At 64.8% G+C, this 20,001-nt stretch carries 15 protein-coding genes; all 15 read left to right on the top strand.

Annotated features, from left to right (window positions below; genetic code table 11):
• The first annotated feature begins 153 nt into the window (after positions 1–153).
• The 15 genes from RMP10_RS11660 (at position 154) to RMP10_RS11590 (ending at position 19,972) form a co-directional block, all read left to right on the top strand.
• On the top strand, positions 154–2,574 hold the full coding sequence (locus RMP10_RS11660) for a tetratricopeptide repeat protein (protein WP_310570424.1): 2,421 nt from the start codon (positions 154–156) through the stop codon (positions 2,572–2,574).
• Positions 2,571–3,011: a type II 3-dehydroquinate dehydratase gene (aroQ, locus tag RMP10_RS11655; protein ID WP_345785796.1), complete on the top strand. Its 441-nt coding sequence runs from the start codon at positions 2,571–2,573 to the stop codon at positions 3,009–3,011. The genes RMP10_RS11660 and aroQ overlap by 4 nt, the downstream gene beginning before the upstream one ends.
• Entirely contained in the window at positions 3,008–4,120 is a 1,113-nt protein-coding gene (locus RMP10_RS11650) for a Xaa-Pro peptidase family protein (protein ID WP_310570422.1), read from the top strand. Before aroQ ends, RMP10_RS11650 begins: the two co-directional genes overlap by 4 nt.
• A gap of 29 nt (positions 4,121–4,149) precedes the next feature.
• Positions 4,150–4,674, top strand: a complete 525-nt coding sequence (gene accB, locus RMP10_RS11645) for an acetyl-CoA carboxylase biotin carboxyl carrier protein (protein WP_310570421.1) — start codon at positions 4,150–4,152, stop codon at positions 4,672–4,674.
• Between the two features lie 11 nt (positions 4,675–4,685).
• A complete protein-coding gene (locus RMP10_RS11640) occupies positions 4,686–5,864 on the top strand; it encodes a PilT/PilU family type 4a pilus ATPase (protein WP_309673071.1) in 1,179 nt (392 codons plus the stop codon).
• Between the two features lie 50 nt (positions 5,865–5,914).
• Entirely contained in the window at positions 5,915–7,273 is a 1,359-nt protein-coding gene (gene accC / locus RMP10_RS11635; RefSeq protein WP_310570420.1) for an acetyl-CoA carboxylase biotin carboxylase subunit, read from the top strand.
• On the top strand, positions 7,273–8,022 hold the full coding sequence (locus tag RMP10_RS11630) for a 2-phosphosulfolactate phosphatase (protein WP_310570419.1): 750 nt from the start codon (positions 7,273–7,275) through the stop codon (positions 8,020–8,022). Before accC ends, RMP10_RS11630 begins: the two co-directional genes overlap by 1 nt.
• Positions 8,023–8,024: 2 nt before the next feature.
• Positions 8,025–10,364 (top strand): DNA translocase FtsK, encoded by a 2,340-nt coding sequence (locus RMP10_RS11625; protein WP_310570418.1) that lies wholly within the window; start codon positions 8,025–8,027, stop codon positions 10,362–10,364.
• Between the two features lie 150 nt (positions 10,365–10,514).
• Positions 10,515–13,481 (top strand): TonB-dependent receptor, encoded by a 2,967-nt coding sequence (locus RMP10_RS11620; protein WP_310570417.1) that lies wholly within the window; start codon positions 10,515–10,517, stop codon positions 13,479–13,481.
• A gap of 117 nt (positions 13,482–13,598) precedes the next feature.
• The gene (locus RMP10_RS11615) at positions 13,599–14,384 is read left to right on the top strand and encodes a glycerophosphodiester phosphodiesterase family protein (RefSeq protein WP_310570416.1); all 786 of its coding nucleotides are present in this window, start codon (positions 13,599–13,601) and stop codon (positions 14,382–14,384) included.
• A 57-nt stretch (positions 14,385–14,441) separates the two neighbouring features.
• Positions 14,442–14,807 carry a YraN family protein gene (locus RMP10_RS11610; protein WP_309668927.1) on the top strand — a complete coding sequence of 122 codons (366 nt, stop codon included), beginning with the start codon at positions 14,442–14,444 and terminating at the stop codon, positions 14,805–14,807.
• A 101-nt stretch (positions 14,808–14,908) separates the two neighbouring features.
• Complete coding sequence (recA, locus tag RMP10_RS11605; protein WP_309668928.1) at positions 14,909–15,985, top strand: recombinase RecA; 1,077 nt, start codon at positions 14,909–14,911, stop codon at positions 15,983–15,985.
• A 157-nt stretch (positions 15,986–16,142) separates the two neighbouring features.
• Entirely contained in the window at positions 16,143–16,781 is a 639-nt protein-coding gene (locus tag RMP10_RS11600) for a regulatory protein RecX (protein ID WP_310570415.1), read from the top strand.
• A 42-nt stretch (positions 16,782–16,823) separates the two neighbouring features.
• Positions 16,824–19,607 carry an alanine--tRNA ligase gene (alaS, locus tag RMP10_RS11595; RefSeq protein WP_310570414.1) on the top strand — a complete coding sequence of 928 codons (2,784 nt, stop codon included), beginning with the start codon at positions 16,824–16,826 and terminating at the stop codon, positions 19,605–19,607.
• Positions 19,608–19,624: 17 nt separating this feature from the next.
• Entirely contained in the window at positions 19,625–19,972 is a 348-nt protein-coding gene (locus tag RMP10_RS11590; RefSeq protein WP_310570413.1) for a hypothetical protein, read from the top strand.
• Positions 19,973–20,001: the final 29 nt, after the last annotated feature.

The raw sequence follows: 20,001 nt of genomic DNA, 5'->3' as shown, positions 1-20,001 counted from the left end.
AATAGCAAGACAAGCGGAGACGATGCACCACATCACCGCGAATGACTTCCCGGAACGGCCACCGCTAATAAGTTGTTGCGTGGGGCCCGTCACACCGACGGAACGGGCGCCTCGCATCGGGCCGGGAAACATCACTACGAGGGCACTGGACGGATGAGCACTGCTGCCCGGATCGACGAACTCCGGAAAAAGTTCGAGGAAAACCCGCGTCGCTACTTCGCCCCCTTGGCGAACGAGTTGCGGAAAGCAGGACACCTGTCGGAGGCGATTGCCCTCTGCCGGGAGTTCCTGCCCAAGCAGCCCGAGCACATGAGCGGGTACATCGTGTTTGGCCAGGCACTCTACGAATCGGGCGATCTGTCCGAGGCGCGTATTGTGTTCGAGCAAGCCCTCGCTCTCGACCCGGAAAATTTGAAGGCCCTCCGCCACCTGGGCGACATCGCCAAGTGGGAAGGGGACACGGCTGGGGCGCGTCGATGGTACGAGCGCGTGCTGGAAGCGGACCCGCGGAACGACGACATCGCTGCCCAACTGGCGACGCTCGCCACGCCGGTATACGCCGTTCCGGTGGTGCCGGAACCCCAACCGGCTCCACCGTCGGTCTCGCCGTTCTTTGCGCCGCCGACTGCCTCGTCACCCGCATCGACTGCGTTCACGCCGGCGTTCTCTATGGCGCCGATCGGGCTCGGAGCGATTCCGACCCCCGATGCCGCGTTGCGTGCCGTCGATTTCGACGAGATCAACGCCCGACTTCGCGAGCCAGACGCGCCGCCGCCGGAGAGCCCGAGGGCGTCCGAGCCGTCGGCCGTGTCCGCGGCCGAAGCGCCCGTAATCAACGAGCCGGAGCTCCTCGATCTCGATGCGATTGAAGCCGCCGGGGGAGAAATCGAACCTCAGGCGACCGCTGATGATCCCTTCGGTTTCAGTGACACTGCCACCGAGGAGGCGACCTTCGAAGAAGGGCTGATCGCGCCCGACTGGCCGGACACCGCGGAGTTGGTCGCCCGCATCGCGACACCGCGCAGCGTCACACCCGCGTTCGTTTCAACGCTCACGCCGGAGGCGGTCGCCGCCTTCGGCGCTGAGCCGGGAGATCCGCTGCCGATTCCCGTGCTCGATGAGCACGCGCTGCTGGCTGATATCGATGCCCAGTTCGGTCAAGCCGACGAACCGGCCACGGCCGACACCAACGAACTCGATAGCGCCGGCGAACGGCAAGCGGAAATCGTCGCGGACACGGAAGATGCGGAGATCGTCGACCTCGACGGCGATGCGGTTGACGCTGAGTCGGACGACGAGATCGCGCCAGCGGCCGAGGTCGAGGTCGAAGTCGAAGGTTCGACTGAAGTCGAGAGTGCGGCCATGGCCGAGTCGAAAGAGATGACCGCCAGCGACGAGCTCGAAAAGCTTGACGAGCTTGACGAGCTCGACGATGAGGAGCCTGAGTGGATCGTGGCGACGACGTCCGTGCCGACGTCAGCGGAGGCCGATGAACTGCCGTGGCTCGCGCCGGCTCCGGAACGTGAAGCGGTGGCCCACGAGCAGATCGTGTCCGTCTCGGAATCGGGGCTGCCAGTCGATCACGCCGCCGAACACGTGTCTGCGGAGCCGGTGGCAGCACCGGAAGTGGCGGCACTGTTCGTAGATAGCCCGTCCGATTCCGCCCGCGTGGATGACGAATCGGATCCGCGTGAGGCCAGTTTCGCGGACGTGATGCCGGAGGAGAGCAACCCCGCCTTCGTCACGGAAACGATGGGTGAGTTGCTCGTGTCTCAAGGATTCACGGCGCGCGCGGTATCCGTGTACGAGGAATTGGTACGCCGGCGTCCCTACGACCCTGTCCTGACGTCGCGCCTCGCCGAGCTGCAGGAGCGTCTCACCGCAGACACACTTCCGGCGGCTCCCGCATTCCCCACGCCCGCGTTCCTCACGCCGGAGCTGCCGATGCCCTCCGTCGCCACGCCAGCCATGGGGACGCCCGCGTTTGTGGCGAGCGTGACGCCCCGGTTCATCACGCCGCTCTCGGCGACGCCGACCTCTTCGCCGGTGCACGATACCCCGGTGTACAGCGAGGAGCCGGTCGAGCGCGTCACGGCGCGTGAGCGGTTCGCCCGACTCGCGTTGCGTCGCGTGCCGCGGCGTACGCCGCCGCGCGCCTCGATGGCCGTGGAAACGCCGGCCGATGGGCTGGCCTCGTTGTTCGGCGGCGAGGCCCCCGTGCAGGATGATCTTGCGGCCCGCGCGCTGGCGGAGGCCTTCGCTCCGATCGACGAGATCAGCCATTTCGGCGGCGAACTCCCCTTCGAAGAAGCCATGCTCGGTGGTTCCGCGCGCACGGCGACGCCGATGCGTTCGGCCACGCCGATCGCCACGGCGGCAGTGTCCGACGCGGGCGGACCATTCTCCTTCGATCGGTTCTTCCCGGACCCGGCCACGACGCCGACGCCGCTTACCCCTTCGCCGTCCTCCGTTCAGGCGACGTCGCGCGAGCCGGCGCCTGAGACACCGTCTCCGACGGTGAGCGATGATCTCGCGCAGTTTTCTGCGTGGCTGAAAGGATTGGGCAATTCGTGATCATCGGGATTCTGAACGGACCGAATCTCAACCTGCTTGGCACGCGCGAACCGCATATCTACGGTTCGGCGACACTCGACGATATCAACGCCGGGCTCGCGCGGGTTGCCGCGGATCTCGGCGTCGAATTGCAGACGGCGCAGTCGAATGTGGAAGGCACCATGATCGATATCCTGCACGCGTGGCGCGGCGTGGTGCAGGGAGTGGTGGTGAACGCGGGTGCATACACGCACACCAGCCTCGCGCTGCGCGATGCGTTCACGGCCACGTCCATTCCCTTCGTGGAAATTCATCTCTCCAACGTGTACGCACGTGAGCCGGAACGGCATCACAGCATGCTCGCCGGTGCCGCGATCGGGAGCGTGACGGGACTCGGTGCCGACGGCTACGAATTCGCGTTGCGCGGGCTGGTGTCCGCCCTCCTTCGGCGCTCGTGAGTGCTGCGGCGGCAGTGAGCCCGATCGATGCGCGACCGGCGCGGCTCACGGCGTTGCGCGATGCCTTGGCGCGGGCCGATCTCGACGCGCTGTTGGTGACCTCGCTGGCGAATATCCGTTACGTCACGGGCTTCTCCGGCAGCAACGCGTTGCTCGTGCTCACGGCCAAGGATTGCGTGCTGCTCACCGACTTCCGGTACGCGACGCAGGTCGAGGAAGAGATCGGGTCGACCGCAAGCGTTCGTATCGAGAGTACCAACCTCTGGACGGGACTCTGGGCACAGCTCGGGACGATGCCGAGCGTGGAACGGATCGGTTTTGAATCGATGCACCTGATGCATCGGGACTTTGCCCGATTGTTGGAGCAGGGCGCTCGTTGGTCCTGGCGTCCCACGACCGAGGTGGTTGAATCATTGCGCGTCGTGAAGGACGCCGGCGAACTGGCTCACATCCAACGCGCCGTTGCGATAGCGGAAATCGCCCTGGGTCAGACGGTTCCCCTGTTGCGCCCTGGGATCACCGAAACAGCGGTCGCGGGAATGCTCGAACGCCATCTGCGGGAAGCTGGGAGCGAGGCCTTTCCCTTTCCGAGCATCGTGGCGTCCGGTCCGCGCTCAGCGCTGCCGCACGCTCGCGCCGGCGATCGACTGCTCGAAACGGGTGATTTGGTGCTGATTGACTTCGGCGCCGTGGCGGCGGGCTACTGCTCGGATATTACGCGAACGTTCGTGCTCGGCCGCGCTTCGGACGAGCAACGAGAGATCTACGACATCGTCCGCGACGCGAATTTGCGCGCTTCGGGTGCGCTTCGGGTCGGAATGACGGGGATGGCTGCAGATGCGGTCGCGAGAGACTACATTGACGCTCGCGGATTTGGTGAGGCGTTCGGACATTCGCTCGGTCATGGGATCGGGCTGGAAGTGCACGAAGCGCCTCGCTTGGCCCGCGTCGTCGAGTCTCCCCTCGCTGCCGGCACGGTGGTTACGATTGAGCCCGGGATCTATCGGGCGGGCTGGGGTGGGGTGAGAATCGAGGATGACGTGTTCTTGTCCGATGCAGGTCCGAGGGTCCTGACCGGATTCCCGCGCGATTTGCACGAACTCTCCTGATTTCTGTACGCTCGGCGCTCTCCGCGCCGATGATCCCCTTTGACTCCCCCGCCATGATCGACCTGCGCTACGTGAAGAAGCTGATCGAGATGCTCGACGGCTCCACGGTGGATTCCATCGAGATCTCCTCCGACAAGGGGATGAAGCTCCGAATCTCGAAGAGCTCCCAGCAGCGCGTTGCGGCCATGACGGTCGCGCCCCAGATGGCCGCTCCCGTCGCAATGGCCCCGGTGTTGCCCGCTGGTGGTGCGGAGCGTCCTGCCGGAGAGGGTGTGGCGGCGGCGCCGAAGGCCGAGGCACCGAAGGTTGCACTCCTCGAGATCAAGTCGCCGATGGTGGGCACGTATTATTCTGCCCCCGAGCCCGGTGCGAAGCCGTACGTCAATGTCGGCGATCGCATCAGCAAGGGTCAGATTGTGTGCATCATCGAAGCGATGAAGATCATGAATGAGCTCGAGTCCGAGTTCGACGGCGTGGTGCGCGAAGTGAACGTCACCGAGTCCAACGCCGTTGAGTACGGACAAGTGCTCTACCGCCTCGATCCGACCGGCTGAGACGCGATGACATGACGATGGTCTCCGGTGCCGCTCCAGTAACCGTCACCCCGACGGCGCCTGGCTCGGGCCTTGATCTGAAGGCCGCACTGCAGCGCATGGTGCGCGAGGGCGCGTCCGACTTGCACCTCAAAGTCGGACGGCCGCCCACGCTGCGATTGCACTCGGACCTCGTCCCGCTTGATATGCCGCCGATGCGGCCGGAAGAACTCCGGTCGCTCGCCGAGCACCTGCTGCCGCCCGCGCAGCTTCGTGAGTTCGTGGAGATGCGCGAGTCGGACTTCGCGATCAATGTCCCGGGTATCGGACGTTTCCGAGTCAACGTGTATCAGCAGAAAGGCACCGTTGCTTTCGCCATGCGTGCCATCGCGCATGCGGCGGCGTCGATCCGAGACCTGAACCTGCCGCCGGTGCTCGAGCAGTTGGCCCTCAAGCCGCGCGGACTGGTCCTGGTGACGGGCGTGACTGGGTCCGGCAAGAGCACGGCCTTGGCGGCGATGGTGCACCATATCAACGAACGCCGCAGCGCGAACATCATCACGATCGAGGATCCGATTGAGTTCGTGCATCGCGACGTGCAGAGCCACATCAACCAGCGTGAAGTGGGAACGGACACCGCGTCGTTCTCCCAGGCGCTGCGTCGTGTGCTGCGTCAGGACCCCGACGTCATCATGATCGGTGAGATTCGAGATCTCGAGACGCTCGATGTCGCGCTCAAGGCGGCTGGCACCGGTCACCTCGTCTTCTCGACGCTGCACACCACCGATGCGACGCTCACTATCAACCGCATCCTGTCGTTCTATCCGCCGCACCAGCAAAACGAGGTGCGTTTCGCGCTCGCCAACGCGCTGTCGTCGGTCATCTCGCTGCGCCTCGTGCCGAGGGCCGATCGTCCGGGTCGTGTGCCCGCCTGCGAAGTGCTGGTGAACACCGAGGCGGTCCGCGACCAGATTCGCGACCTGTCTGCCACCCTGAATATCCCCGACCTGATCAAGGAAGGGAGCATGGCGTACGGCATGCAGAGCTTCGACCAGTCGCTCATGAACTGGTACTCGCGCGGGGTGATTTCCTACGAGAACGCGCTCTTCTATGCGACCAACCCCGCGGAGTTCGCGCTCCGTATCCAGGGGGTCGACGGAACCAGCGACACGAACTGGGACGGATTCCGCCAGGGCAGCGCCGCCACCTGATTGGCGGCCGCGGGACTGGCGGCAGGGCTTTGAGCCTGCCACCATACGGCATGTTCAAAAAGGTCCTGATCGCCAACCGCGGCGAAATCGCTCTCCGTGTCATTCGCGCTTGCCGTGAACTCGAAATTCAGACGGTCGCCGTGTACTCCGAGGCTGACCGCGAGTCGCTGCACGTGCGCTTCGCCGACGATGATGTCTGTATCGGACCCCCACCGGGTCGCGATTCCTACCTCAAAATCCCGCGACTGATCGCGGCCGCCGAAATCACCGGCGCCGACGCGATCCATCCAGGCTACGGCTTTCTCGCGGAAAATGCGGAGTTCGCCGAAACCTGCCGCGCCTCGGGTATTGCCTTCATCGGCCCCACGCCGGAGCAGATTCGCGTGATGGGCGACAAGGCCTCGGCTCGTCGGGCGATGGCCGAGTGCGGGGTGCCGATCGTGCCGGGATCGCCGGGACCGGTCGACGATCCCGAGGAGGCGCTGGAGTTCGCTCGCGGCATCGGCTTCCCGGTCATCATCAAGGCCGCCGCTGGCGGCGGTGGTAAGGGAATGCGTGTCGCACGCGATCCTGATGACTTCCTGCGTTCCTTCCAGCTTGCCCGCTCTGAAGCGCTCTCCGCGTTTGGCAACGGCGACGTGTATGTCGAGAAGTTTCTCGAGCGTCCTCGGCACGTCGAATTTCAGGTGATGGGCGATATGCACGGCAATGTCATTCACCTGGGCGAACGCGATTGCTCGGTGCAGCGTCGTCACCAGAAGCTGATCGAGGAAGCGCCGTGTCCCGTGATGACGCCGGAACTGCGCGAGAAGATGGGCGAGGCGGCCGTGCGGGGCGCGAAGGCGATCAACTATGTCGGCGCGGGCACCGTGGAAATGCTACTCGACGAAGACGGTTCATTCTTTTTCATGGAAATGAACACGCGCATCCAGGTCGAGCATCCCGTGACCGAAATGCTCACGGGCGTCGATCTCGTGAAGGAGCAGATTCGTGTGGCGTCGGGGCTTCCCTTGTCGATCCTCGAGACGCCCGCGTTTCGCGGTCACGTGATCGAGTGCCGCGTCAATGCCGAGGATCCAGCCCGCAATTTCCAGCCGTCGCCCGGCAAGTTGGAGGTCTTCCATCAACCTGGCGGCCCCGGCGTGCGCGTCGACACCCATGCCTACGCGGGCTACACCGTGCCGCCGTACTACGATTCGATGATCGCCAAGCTCATCGTGCAGGGCAACACGCGCGAAGAGGCGCTCAAGCGCATGCAGATCGCACTCGAGAGCTTCGTGATCGAAGGGGTGAAGACCACCATGCCCTTCCTCGCCCGCGTCATGCAGCATCCTGCCTTTAAGGCCGGCAAGGTGCACACCAAGTGGCTCGAGTTGGAAGGGACCGATCTGCTCAAGGAACCGACATAGTGCGCATCGATGTGCTGCTCGGCGAGGCGCAAGTTGCGCCCGCCGAGGTGGCGGATCGTATCGTCGTGGTCATTGACGTGCTGCGCGCGGCCACCACTGTGGCCGCGGCGCTCGATGCGGGGGCGCGCGCTGTGATCCCGTTCGAGACCGTCGACGAAACGGCATCGCGGGCGAAGGCGTACGCGCGGGGCGAGGTTCAACTGGCGGGTGAGCGGCGCATGGTGAAGATCGATGGCTTCGATCTGGGCAATTCTCCCGCCGAGTATACACCGGCATCGGTCGAAGGACGGACGATTCTCTATACGACGACCAACGGCACAATGGCGTTAGCCGCGTCACACGGGGCGCGCGCCTGCTACTTCGCCGCGTTCGTGAATGTGACCGCCACCGTGGCGTCGGTGCGGTCGGCGATCGAACACGGCGGGGATGTCACGATCATCTGCGCTGGCCATGAGCGGCACGTGGCGCTCGAGGACGTCGTCTGCGCCGGACGGCTCGTGCGCGGCATTACCGCCGGGGTCGAGCGCGTCACGCGGGGCGATGGTGCGCGCGTGGCGGAAATGGCGGAACGGCCGTTTCAGGGAGGAGTGGCATCGGTGGCGCTCGAAGCCGGTCACGCGAGGTCGTTGGTTGCCGCTGGCTTCGAGCGCGATGTGGAGATGTGCCTGACGCTCGATCGCTTCCATCGGTCAGTGCTATACCACGATCGACAGCTTCAGCTCGAGCCCGCGACTCGCGCGGATCACTAGGCATGGAACCCGCTGTGCTGCGTCGGGAGCTCTCGGCGATCGCGCTGACGCTGCTTGCGGTGTTTCTCACCGGTGCATTGATCTTTAATGCACCCGATGCCGGCCAGTTGTGCCTCGAGGCGACCGGCGTGTTCGGGCCGGCCGGAACGTGGGCGCGCTGCGCGCTGGTGAGCACCGTCGGGATTCCGGGAGCGGCGATCGTCGCGCTGGGGTGCTTGGTGGTCGCGCTCACACTCTTCGGGCGGATCGCGCGTGCCGACGACGCGAGCGATTGGGGCGTGCTCTTCGCGGGCACGGTCACTCTGGTGCCAGTAGCGATCGGTCTCGCGCTTGGCGGCGAACCGTCGGCGTCGGATAGCTCCGGACTCTGGGGCAGCTTTGTTGCGCACTACCTGCGCAAAGGACTCGGCTCGGCCGGTGCATGGGTGTTCTTTTTGCTGGCCACGAGTGTGCTCACGGTGGCGACCCTGCGTTGGAATCCGATCCGCATGCTGCTCGGCCCCGGACGCGGCGCCGATGCGAACGGGGCAGACGAAGCGCCGACGGTTGACCGTGCGATCGCGACCGGCCGCAAGCGCCGCACACTGGCCCAGCAGCTCGAGCCGGAACCCGAGGAGCTGCCGGCGATCGACCCCGTGCTGGCGCGGGACGTCCTCGCACTCGAGAAGCCGGATGCCCGGTTCGCGCCTGAGGCCGGTCGCGACGGCGCGAAATCGAAGAGGAACGCGAAGGAAACGGCCCGTCCTCCCGCCGCGGTCGAGGCGGCCCTCGACGCGTCGTCGGAGCCGTCGCCCTTCAGCGACAACTTGCCGCCCACCGATCTGCTTACCGCCGCGCCTGCCCGCAATGCCGATGCCGGCAAACGCGAGCTGGACTTGGCGGGTGAGAAGCTGATGGCGACGCTTCGCACGTTCAAAGTGGACGGCGAGCTGGTGGGGCGGACGACAGGACCGACGGTTACGCAATTCGAAATCGAGCCGGCCCCCGGCGTGAAGGTGCGGCAGATCGCGGCGTTGGCCGATGATCTGGCCTTGGCGATGCGGGCGCCGAGCATTCGCATCGTGGCACCCATTCCGGGGCGTGGCGCGGTCGGTGTGGAAGTGCCCAACCCGTCGCCGGAAATGGTGGTGCTGCGCGAAGTGCTCGAGTCGGCAGAATTTCGTCAGATGCGCGCAGCGCTTCCGATCGCGCTGGGCAAGGATCTCGAAGGACGCGCCGTGATCGCCGACTTGGCGAAGATGCCGCACTTGCTCATCGCTGGCGCCACGGGCTCCGGAAAGTCGGTGTGCGTGAACACGATCATCACGAGTCTCGCGTATCGGCACACGCCACGTACGCTGCGATTTCTGATGGTCGATCCCAAGATGGTCGAACTCAGCGTATACAACACACTGCCGCACCTGCGACACAAAGTGATCACCGACAACCGTGACGCGGCGTCGGTGTTGAAGTGGGCCGTGATGGAGATGCAGGACCGTTACCGATTGCTCGAAGCGAATGCGTGCCGCAACCTACAGGAGTTCAATCGCCGCGTTCAGCAGCATGCTGACGGTGAAGGCGCACCCGTGCAGAAGCCGCGCAATCTCGAAGTGGCCTTCGAGGATCGGACGTATTCCGGTGGTGTCTTGCCGTATATCGTCGTGGTGATCGACGAAATGGCCGACCTCATGATGACGGTGCAGGGCGAAGTCGAAACGCCGATCGCGATGTTGGCGCAGAAGGCGCGCGCGATCGGCATTCACCTGATTCTGGCCACGCAGCGACCGAGCGTGAACGTGATTACTGGCCTCATCAAGGCGAATTTTCCGTGCCGGATCGCGTTTCGTGTGGCGTCGCAAGTGGACAGCCGTACGATCATCGATGGCGCGGGGGCCGAAGCGCTGCTTGGCAACGGCGACATGCTGTTCATCCCGCCGGGCAAGTCGGAACCGGCGCGGCTCCAGGGGGCATATCTCTCCAGTGAGGATACCGAGCGACTGCTCAAATGGTATGAGGATGCCCGCGCCCGTCATGAGGCTGGTGAAGGCATCATGGCGGAACCCGATATTCTAGAAACCGTGCGTGCGCTCGAAGCGAAGGGCGACGGCGGTGACGATGACGATGGCGATCGCTCCTCCGACGACCGGGATGCGCGCTTCCGTGAAGCGGCGGAAGTCGTGATCCAGCATCGCCAGGGATCAACGTCGCTATTGCAGCGACGGCTGAAGATCGGATACGGACGCGCCGCCCGTATCATCGATCAGCTCGAAGCGGCCGGCGTGCTGGCGCCGTCCGAAGGCGCCGCGCGCCCGCGCGATGTGCTGGTGGGCGTTCAGGATTTGGACCGCATCTGCGGTTCCTGACTTCATCAAATTCTCCGTTGACTCTCGTCACTGCGTATTGACGGCGTGCAACAGTCCGGCGAACATAGAGACGGCTCGTCCCTCCTCTTCCCGCTCTCCTTCCCGCGGGCCGCTGGACCTCGACGTTTTTCCTCCCTCCCGAGGTGTTAGATGTTTTTTCTTCGAGTTCGACAAGTACTGACTGCGACCCTGCTCGCACTCGGCGCGCTGCCTGTGGTCGCCGGTGGGCTAGCGGCCCAATCCGGCGCGATTACCGGCAAAGTGACCAACGCCGAGAGCGGGCGCCCGATCGAGAACGCTGCCGTCAAAGCCACTGCGGCGGGCGGCATGACCTACGGTGCCGTCAGCGGCGCTGATGGTGCATTCCGCATCGTGAATCTTCCCGATGGCACGTATACGGTAAGTGTGAACGTGCTCGGTTTTGCGCCGAAGAGCTCGGCCAGTGTGCGGCCCGGCGCCGTGCTCACCATTGCGATGACCGCGCGCACGACCACGCTCGACCAGACCGTCGTCACGGCGAGTCGCAGCCGTCCGGAAAAGGTGCTCGATGCGCCGGCGCAGATTTCTGTCGTGTCCAGTGAGCAGATCGCGGAGCGCCCGGTGGTCACGGTGACCGATCACCTGCGTTCGAGCCCCGGCGTGGATGTGAGCCGCGGTGGTCTCGCCCAGTCGAACGTCGTGGCGCGCGGCTTCAACAACGCGTTCAGTGGCAGCATGCTGATGCTGCAGGACTATCGTTTTGCCGGCGTTCCGTCGTTGCGCGTGAACGTGCCGTTCCTATTCACCGGCACCAACGAAGACATCGACCGGATGGAGATCCTGCTCGGACCTGCGTCGGCCCTCTACGGACCGAACAGCTCGAACGGCGTGCTCCATATCATCACCAAGTCGCCGTTCGCCTCGCAGGGCACCACGATCAGCGTGGACGGCGGCGAGCGCTCGATCATCCGCACGGGACTGCGTCACGCCGGCAAGCTGAGTGACAAGGCGGCGTACAAGGTGTCGGGCGAGTATATGCAGGGTAAGGACTGGGAGTATAACGACCTGAAGGAGCCGAAGATCTTCAGCACCTCGCTGGTCGTTCCTGAGTCGCGTCGCGGAAAGGCGAGCCAGCGTGACTTCGATCTGCAGCGCTTCACCGGCGAGGCACGCCTCGATCTGCGACCCCGTGAGGGCATGGAAGCCATCACGACGCTCGGTTACACGAAGATCGGCAGCGGTCTCGAACTCACCGGCACCAACGGCACGGCGCAGATCAAGAACTGGTCGTACACGAATCTCCAGCAGCGTTTCCGCTGGAATCGCCTCTTCGCGCAGGCGTTCATCAACGCCAGCGACGCCGGCAACAAGAATGCGATGGACGACCGGGGCACGTTCCTCCTCGGATCTGGGCAGCCGATCGTCGACAAGTCGCGCGTCGTGGCCGCACAGCTCCAGCACGGCCTTGATCTCGGCAAGAAGCAGAGCTTCACCTATGGTCTCGATTACATCTGGACGAATCCGCAAACCGGCAACACGACCAACGGTTCGAACGAAGACGTTGACAACGTCACGGAGTACGGCGCGTACATTCAGTCTTCCACGAAGCCGACCGAGAAGATCGAACTGTTGCTCGCGGCCCGCGGTGATGCGAACAACGTGATCGAAGGACAGTTCTTCTCGCCGCGTGCGGCCCTGATCTTCCGCCCCACGCCGAATCAGAACCTGCGCTTCACGTACAACCGCGCGTTCTCCACGCCGGCCAACTTCTCCTTCTTCCTCGACTTGCTCGCCGCGCCCAACGTGGGCGGCTCTGGCTTCGACGTCCGCGCTCGTGGCAATCCGCCGAAGGAAGGCTTCCAGTTTCGCCGTGATTGCACCAGCAGCGCCGCGTCCGGCCTGTGCATGAAGTCGCGTCTTGCCGGCGGTGGTCAGTTCGTCGGTGCCAACGCGGCGGCGGCGTTCGGCCCGCTCATCGGTGCCAACGCTGGCGCGCTCAACCCGAGCGTCACCGCCGGCATCGCCGGCGCACTGCAGTTGGGCGGCTTCTCCGCGCAGCAGGCGGCGGCGCTAGCCCCCGGACTGGCGACGGGTCTCATTCAGCACCTCGCGACGCGTGCGCCGACGTCCGCCGAGTTGAGCACGCGACTCTCGATTATCGGCACGTCGACCCCGCTGCAGGCGGCGCAAGTGGCCGACATCGATCCGCTGCGGGCCTCGTTCAACAACACCTTCGAAGTGGGCTACAAGGGTCGTGTCGGCAGCCGCATCGGCTTCGACCTTTCCTTCTGGGGGCAGGAGCGTGGTGACGTCGGTACGGCGTCCGCGATCGCCACACCGAACGTCTTCTTTGGCGATACGACGCAGCTCAAGGGGTACATCTCCGGCCAGACGACATCGTACTTGACAACCGCGCTTCAACAGGCGGCAGGACTCGGCGTCGGCAACGCCACCGCGCTGGCAACTGGCATCGGTGCCGCGCTCGGCCCGAGCCTCGGTCGTAGCTTTGCTCCGGCGCCGTTGGGCGTCGTGACCTTCGACAACGCCACTAGCACGAGCACGGATCTCTACCTCACGTACTCCAGCGTCGGCAAGTCGATCTGGGTGCGCGGTCTCGACCTCGCCACCGACATCTCGGCAACCGATCGCGTCACGGTGGACCTGTCCTACAGCTGGCAGAGCCAGAATATCTTCCGCAGCGTCCCGGGTGGAAACAACCTGCCGCTGATGTCGAACTCGCCGAACTCTCGTGGTTCGCTCGGCGTCCGGTATCGGAACGATGAGAACGGATTGGGCTTTGAGCTCCGCACTCGCTACAACGAGGCGTATCCCGTAAACTCGAGCTACTACACCACGAACTTCGCCTTCCCGATCGCCGCTGGTCAGACCGGCGCCGTGGCGAATGCGTCGGGTGGTGCCAATCGCTGCAGCCCGGCGCCTGCCGGTACGTTCTGCTACGAGAATGTGCCCGAGGCGCTCACGATGGACGCGCAGGTCTCCAAGCGCTTCGACCTCGGCAGCCAAAAGCTCATGTGGTCGCTCAACGCGCAGAATATGTTCGACAATCGCATCCGCACCTTCCCGGGCGTGCCGGAGACGGGTCGCTTGATCATGACACGTCTGCAGTACTCCTTCTGATCCGGCGCGGCACCGGGTGCGGAACGCGCCCGGTGCACGACCGTGACAGCGCGGAGTTGACGAGGGGGCGGTGCACAGCGTGCGCCGCCCCCTCGTGCATTCGCGTTATCTTGCACCATGATCTTGCTTGACCAGAACGCCCGTCCGGTGATCGGACATCGAGGCAACCGCGCGCACGCACCGGAGAACACACTCGAGTCGTTGCAAGAGGCCGTGGTGCTTGGGGTGGATGCCGTCGAGTTCGATGTACAGGTCTCGAGCGACGGCGTGTTGCTCCTCATGCACGACCTGACGATCGACCGGACCACCAGTGGGAGTGGCGCGGTCGCGACCCAGACGTTCGCCACGCTCCGTGCGCACGACGCCGGAGCGCGCTTCACCGTGGACGGTGGGCGCAGCTTTCCGTGGCGTGATCGCGGCGTCGTGATTCCCTCGTTTGACGACGTGGTCGAGGCGTTGCCGAGTACGCTGCCGCTGATCGTGGAGCTGAAGACGCCGGCCGCGTCGGCCGCGCTGCTCGCTGCGATTACCCGACATGGCCTCCAGAAACGCGTGATTGTGGCCGGCTTCGAATCTGCAAGCACCCAGCCGCTGCGCGGACAGGGCTTCGCTCTCGGCGCGAGTACGCCTGACGTGGCGCGACTGCTGTGGCCGTCGCTGCTTCGGCGTCGGATACCGTCACCCTGGTATCAGGCGCTCTGCATCCCGCCCACGTATAACGGCGTCCCGTTACCGATTAGCGCGATCGCCCGAGCCGTGCGCCACGCACGCGTGGTCACTCACGTGTGGACGGTGAACGATGCCGTGAAGGCCACACAGCTCTGGTCGCACGGTGTGCAGGGGATCATCAGCGACGATCCCGCGACCATTCTCGCCGCGCGTGCCGGCGCTGCGTTCTTTTGAGTTCGTCGGCGCATTTCTGGTGACACGCGCCGTGGGCGACCGCGGTATCGTGCGCCCATGACGAAACAACGACAGGCTCTCGGGCTGTTGGGCGAACGCATTGCCGCGCGATGGATGCGACGTGACGGATGGGAGTTCGTTGCGCATCGCTTCCGCAGCGGGCATCGCGATATCGACCTGATCATGCGACGCGGGAACGACATCGCGTTCGTGGAAGTGAAGGCGAGGCGTGGGGAGGCATTCGGACACCCCGTGGAGGCCGTACACTTTCGGAAACGCCGGGAACTCGGCCGCAGCGCCCGCGTTTGGGTGGATCGACACGGTGCCCCCGAGCTGACGTACCGCTTCGATGTGGTCGGAATCCTCATTTCCGGTCAAAATGTCCGAGTGCAGCACGTGGAGAATGCCTTTCTACTGCCCTGAAATCAGACAGTGCAGGGGAGTTGTCCACATCGATGGTTCTTCGTATTTTATTCGGGTCTTGGTCCTGCTCGCGTTCCCGGTAGATTCTCGCGAGCCAGGGCATGGCGGCTTCACCACTCACGACGGCGGTTTCTATGGCGGGCACAGTGATGTCAGACGACAAGCGCAAGGCCCTGGCGCTCGCAGTCGCGCAGATCGAAAAGAGCTGCGGTAAGGGTTCGATCATGCGCCTCGGTACCGATTCGAAAGTGCGTGTCGAATCGATCCCCACGGGCGCCATCAATCTCGATGCGGCAATTGGCGTCGGCGGTATTCCGCGCGGCCGCGTCACCGAGATCTACGGACCCGAGTCCAGCGGTAAGACCACGCTCTGCTTGCACGTGGTGGCGAATGCGCAGAAGCTGGGCGGCGTGGCGGCCTTCATCGATGCCGAGCATGCGCTCGATACCGAGTATGCCAAGAAGCTCGGCGTCGATGTGGAGAACATGCTGATCTCCCAGCCCGACACCGGCGAGCAGGCGCTCGAGATCTGTGAAATCCTCGTGCGCTCCGGCGCCGTCGACGTCATCGTGATCGACTCCGTTGCCGCGCTGGTGCCGAAAGCGGAAATCGAGGGCGACATGGGTGACTCCCACGTCGGTCTGCAGGCGCGCTTGATGAGTCAGGCACTGCGTAAGCTGACCGGCGCGATCGCGCGCTCGAAGACCTCGGTGATCTTCATCAATCAGCTGCGCGAAAAGATCGGCGTCATGTTCGGCAACCCGGAAACCACCACCGGCGGTAAGGCGCTCAAGTTCTACGCCTCGGTGCGCCTCGACATCCGCCGCATCGGACCGGTCAAGGACAAGGAAGAAGTGGTCGGCTCGCACGTCCGCGTGAAGGTCGTCAAGAACAAGGTCGCACCGCCGTTCAAGCAGGCTGAGTTCGACATCATGTACGCCGAAGGCATCAGCCACACGTCGCTGCTCGTCGACATCGGCTCGGAAGCCGGCATCATCGACAAGGCAGGCGCTTGGTACAGCTATGGCACCCAGCGCATCGGGCAGGGTCGTGAGAACGCGAAGATGTTCCTCAAGGACAACCCGGTCCTGATGGCTGAGATCGAAGAGAAGGTGAAGGTGTTGCTCGGTGTGAAGGAAGCAGCAGCGCCGGGCGCGCCCGAAGAGACCGAGGAGTAGTACGCGGTATCTGCCGTATGCGTGAACGAAAAGAGGGCCGAGGGGTGGCTTGCGATGTGAAGTGGTGCCCGGATCACCACGGCTCATTGTGAGTAACCCCTCGGTTCTTTTCGTACCCCCTCCTGAACCAGGGAGCGGGCCCGGTACCGTAAAAACGGTGCTAGAATCGTCGCGTCGGCCGGGGCGATTCGTGCTCACGCTCACCGACGGGCGCATCTTCACCGTCGCCATCGGCGCCCTGAGCGAGACGGGGGCTACCCGCGCGGGCGTCGAGCTCGATGTCGACGCGGTGGCCTACCTTGGCCGCGAGTCGGCCATCACGGACGTCAGCGACCGCGCCGTCGGCGCGCTCGCGCGTGGCCGAAAGACGCGCCGCGAGCTCGAAATTCGCCTTCGACGGGTGCAGCCTGATGCCGCGCTGATCGCCGAGGCGCTCGACCGCCTGACCGCCATTGGGGTGCTTTCCGATGAGGACGTCGCGCATGCCGAGGCGGCGGCACGACTGCGGCACGGGGAGGCGCCCGCCAAGGTGCGACAGGTCCTTCGACGGAAAGGGGTCGAAGGCCGAATGGTGAACGATGCCGTGACCGCGGCCATCAGTGAAGACGGCTTTGACGAGTTGGCGGCGTGCCTTGTGTTGGCAGAGAAGCGTGTGCGGGCTCTGGGTTCCAATGAGCCGGCAGTCGTTCGCCGCCGCTTGGTCGCGTTTCTGCAGCGCCGTGGCTTCGGCGGCAGCGTTATCGGACAGGTGCTGCGTGAGGTGCTCGGACGGAAATCTGAAAGCGAGAGCGAGTAGCCCCCGCACATTGCACTCGCTGTCGTCTATATTTGCACGCCTATGCTTGCGTCCGAAATCCGCGCCCGATTCCTGGCCTACTTCGAAAAGAATGGCCACGCCATCCGCCCGAGCTCCGCGCTCGTTCCGGCCGATGATCCCACCCTGCTATTCACGAACGCAGGGATGGTCCAATTCAAGAAGGTCTTTCTCGGCATGGAGGACGCCCCCGATGGTAATCGGCGAGCGACCACGTCGCAGAAATGCGTTCGTGCCGGAGGCAAGCACAACGACCTCGAACAGGTCGGGCATACGGCGCGCCACCACACCTTCTTCGAGATGCTCGGCAATTTCTCGTTCGGTGATTATTTCAAGCGCGATGCGATCCGATTCGCCTGGGAGTTCATCACCGAGGACCTGAAGATTCCGCGCGAGCACCTGCGCGTTACTGTCTTCCACGAGGACGATGAAGCGCGTCAGTTGTGGAAGGACGTGGCCGACGTGCCGGACAACCGGATCTACGGACTCGGGGCGAAGGACAACTTTTGGCAGATGGCCGATACCGGTCCCTGCGGTCCATGCACCGAGATCTACGTCGATCTCGCGCACATGGCCCCCGACTGGGCGTTCCCGAAAGACGCGCACGGCGAGTGGACGAATACGGACATTCAGGATTACTCGCTCGATGCCTTCGTTGAAGGCGCCGAAGCGGGTCGCTTCCTGGAGATCTGGAACCTCGTCTTCATGCAGTTCGACCGGCAGCAGGATGGAACGATGGTGCCGCTTCCCAAGCCGTCGGTCGACACCGGGGCCGGGCTCGAGCGCATCGCCGCCGTCATGCAGGGCGTCACGAATAATTTCCACACGGATCTCTTCCGCCCGCTCATCGCGAAGGTCGAGGAGATTGTCGGCATCGGCTACCCGTATCGTCCGGGCGTGGGGCTCGGCTCGGCGGTCGGCAAGGATGGCCGTGAGATCGATCCGGCGTCGTTCCGCGTGATCGCCGACCATGCACGCGCGACCGCGTTCCTCTTGGCCGATGGCGTGTTCCCGAGCAACGAAGGCCGCGGTTACGTGCTGCGTCGGATTTTGCGCCGCGCCGTCCGCCATGCCTGGCTGCTGGGTCGCCGCGAACCGACGCTCGTGCATGTCGTCGATGTCGTGATCGAAACGATGCGCGACCTGTATCCCGAGTTGCATGTGCGGCGCAAGCACATCCTGGAGACCACGCGCGCCGAAGAGGAGCGTTTCCTCACGACGATCGACGCGGGTATGACCCGATTCGAGGAGCTGGCGCCGGCCGCATCGACGCAAGGCTCGACGACCATGCGTGGCACGTTGTCCGGAGAAGACGCGTTCCGGCTGTACGACACGTTCGGCTTTCCGATCGACCTCACCGAACTCATGGCTCGTGAGCGCGGATATCTGGTGGACATCGCCGGATTCGAGCAGTCCCTCTCCGCGCAGCGCAAGCAGTCTCAGGACGAGCGCAAGTCGCGGCAGATCACCGTGAGCGCTGATGATTTCGGCGATCCGACGCAGTGGACGCACGATCAGCAGCATGCCGCCAAGCTTGGCCGATTTGTCGGGTACGACGTGACTGAAACCGACACCGTCGTGACGGCAGTGCGCGCATTGCCGGACGGACGCGTAGCCGTCATGATGCGCGAGACCCCGTTTTACGCGGAGTCCGGCGGTCAGGTATCGGATCATGGCACCATCACCGGATCCGGCTGGTCGGTCAGCGTGTCCGATGTGAAGAAGATTGACGGCCGTATCGCCGCCATCGGCACCGCCACCGGCGAGATCACGTTTGGTCCGGCGCACGCCGTGGTGCCGCGCGAGCGTCGTCATGATACCGAGCGCAATCACACGGCGACGCACCTGCTGCACGCGGCGCTGCGACATGTGCTCGGTGAACATGTGCACCAGGCCGGCTCGCTGGTCTCACCCGATCGTCTGCGCTTCGACTTTACGCACCACGGTCCGCTCACACACGACCAGCTGGTTGCGATCGAGTCCCAGGTGAACGCCGGCGTGTGGACCGCCGCGCCCGTCAACACGCGCGAGTCGGCCTACGCGGATGCCGTGGCGCAGGGCGCCATGGCGCTGTTCGGCGAGAAGTACGGCGACGTGGTGCGCGTGGTGGAGATTCCGACGTTGTCCGTCGAGCTCTGTGGCGGCACGCATGTGAAGAACACTGCCGAGATCGGCCTTGTGCGCATCGTGTCGGAAGGCGGCGTGGCGGCTGGCGTGCGTCGCATCGAGGCCGTCACCGGACCGCGCGCGTTTCAGTTCCTTGCCGATCGCGAGCGCGCACTGGTGCAGGTGGCCACGCGCCTGAAGGTGCCGATGGCCGGCACGGCCACGAATATCGAGCAGATCGAAAAGAAGATCGACGCGCTGATCGACGAACGGAAGCAGCTCGAGAAGCGCCTGGATGAAGCGATGCGGGGCGGCGTGTCCGGTGGCGGTGTCGCGCAGCAGCTGGCGGCGCAGGCCACCGAAGTGCGCGGTGTCCGATTCATCGCGACGCGAGTCGAGGTTGTCGATGTGAAGGCGCTTCAGGCGCTCGGCGATTCACTGCGGGAGGCGCTCGGAAGCGGCGTGGCGGTGTTGGGTGCCGTGCTGGCCGACGGAAAGGGCGCCTTGCTCGCGGTGTCCACCGACGACGCGCGTGATCGTGGATTGCGAGCGGACATCGTGGTGCGTGAGGTGGCGGCAGCCGTCGGTGGGCGTGGCGGCGGGAAGCCGCACATGGCGCAGGCTGGTGTCGAGGCCGACAAGCTGGACGCGGCGATTGCCGCGGCCGCTGAAATCTTCGATCGCCTGGCATCCGCCGGGTGAGCGCGACGAACGGCGCGGTGAGTACGAGGGACCCGAAGATGACCACGGTGGGCGGCTGGTTCGATGCCCTGACGCCTGCGCCGCCCGAAGGGCTGCGGGTTCGGCTCTCGGCGTTGCTGGAACCGTTTGCGCATCTGCCCGTACAGCAGGTGCCCGAGGCGTGCCTCGACGCGGGTGTGCAGTTGCTGGATGCATTGCTCGCCTCCGGCTCGACAGCACGGACGACCGCGCTTGACCTGCTCGCGGTCGATGCGCTGGTGACCTACGCGTTCCAAGCGGCCGCCGACGAACCGGCGCTGATGGACGCCCGGGCCGCTCGCGCCCTTGCCCGAATTGCGGCGCTCCCTGCATCGCTGGGCGCCTGAGCCGCCGCACGCGAGCGATGTCCACATCG

Origin of the sequence: Gemmatimonas sp., from assembly GCF_031426495.1 — a bacterium.
Lineage (GTDB): Bacteria > Gemmatimonadota > Gemmatimonadetes > Gemmatimonadales > Gemmatimonadaceae > Gemmatimonas.
The sequence above is the reverse complement of the archived record's forward strand: the minus strand, read 5'-3'. Positions and strand labels throughout refer to the sequence as shown.

What these genes read in the sequence shown, in the direction of transcription:
- RMP10_RS11660 (WP_310570424.1), top strand. Translation starts at nt 154, where the DNA reads ATGAGCACTGCTGCCCGGATCGACGAACTCCGGAAAAAGTTCGAGGAA.
- accB (WP_310570421.1), top strand. Translation starts at nt 4,150, where the DNA reads ATGATCCCCTTTGACTCCCCCGCCATGATCGACCTGCGCTACGTGAAG.
- RMP10_RS11640 (WP_309673071.1), top strand. Translation starts at nt 4,686, where the DNA reads ATGACGATGGTCTCCGGTGCCGCTCCAGTAACCGTCACCCCGACGGCG.
- accC (WP_310570420.1), top strand. Translation starts at nt 5,915, where the DNA reads ATGTTCAAAAAGGTCCTGATCGCCAACCGCGGCGAAATCGCTCTCCGT.
- RMP10_RS11625 (WP_310570418.1), top strand. Translation starts at nt 8,025, where the DNA reads ATGGAACCCGCTGTGCTGCGTCGGGAGCTCTCGGCGATCGCGCTGACG.
- RMP10_RS11620 (WP_310570417.1), top strand. Translation starts at nt 10,515, where the DNA reads ATGTTTTTTCTTCGAGTTCGACAAGTACTGACTGCGACCCTGCTCGCA.
- RMP10_RS11615 (WP_310570416.1), top strand. Translation starts at nt 13,599, where the DNA reads ATGATCTTGCTTGACCAGAACGCCCGTCCGGTGATCGGACATCGAGGC.
- RMP10_RS11610 (WP_309668927.1), top strand. Translation starts at nt 14,442, where the DNA reads ATGACGAAACAACGACAGGCTCTCGGGCTGTTGGGCGAACGCATTGCC.
- recA (WP_309668928.1), top strand. Translation starts at nt 14,909, where the DNA reads ATGGCGGCTTCACCACTCACGACGGCGGTTTCTATGGCGGGCACAGTG.
- alaS (WP_310570414.1), top strand. Translation starts at nt 16,824, where the DNA reads ATGCTTGCGTCCGAAATCCGCGCCCGATTCCTGGCCTACTTCGAAAAG.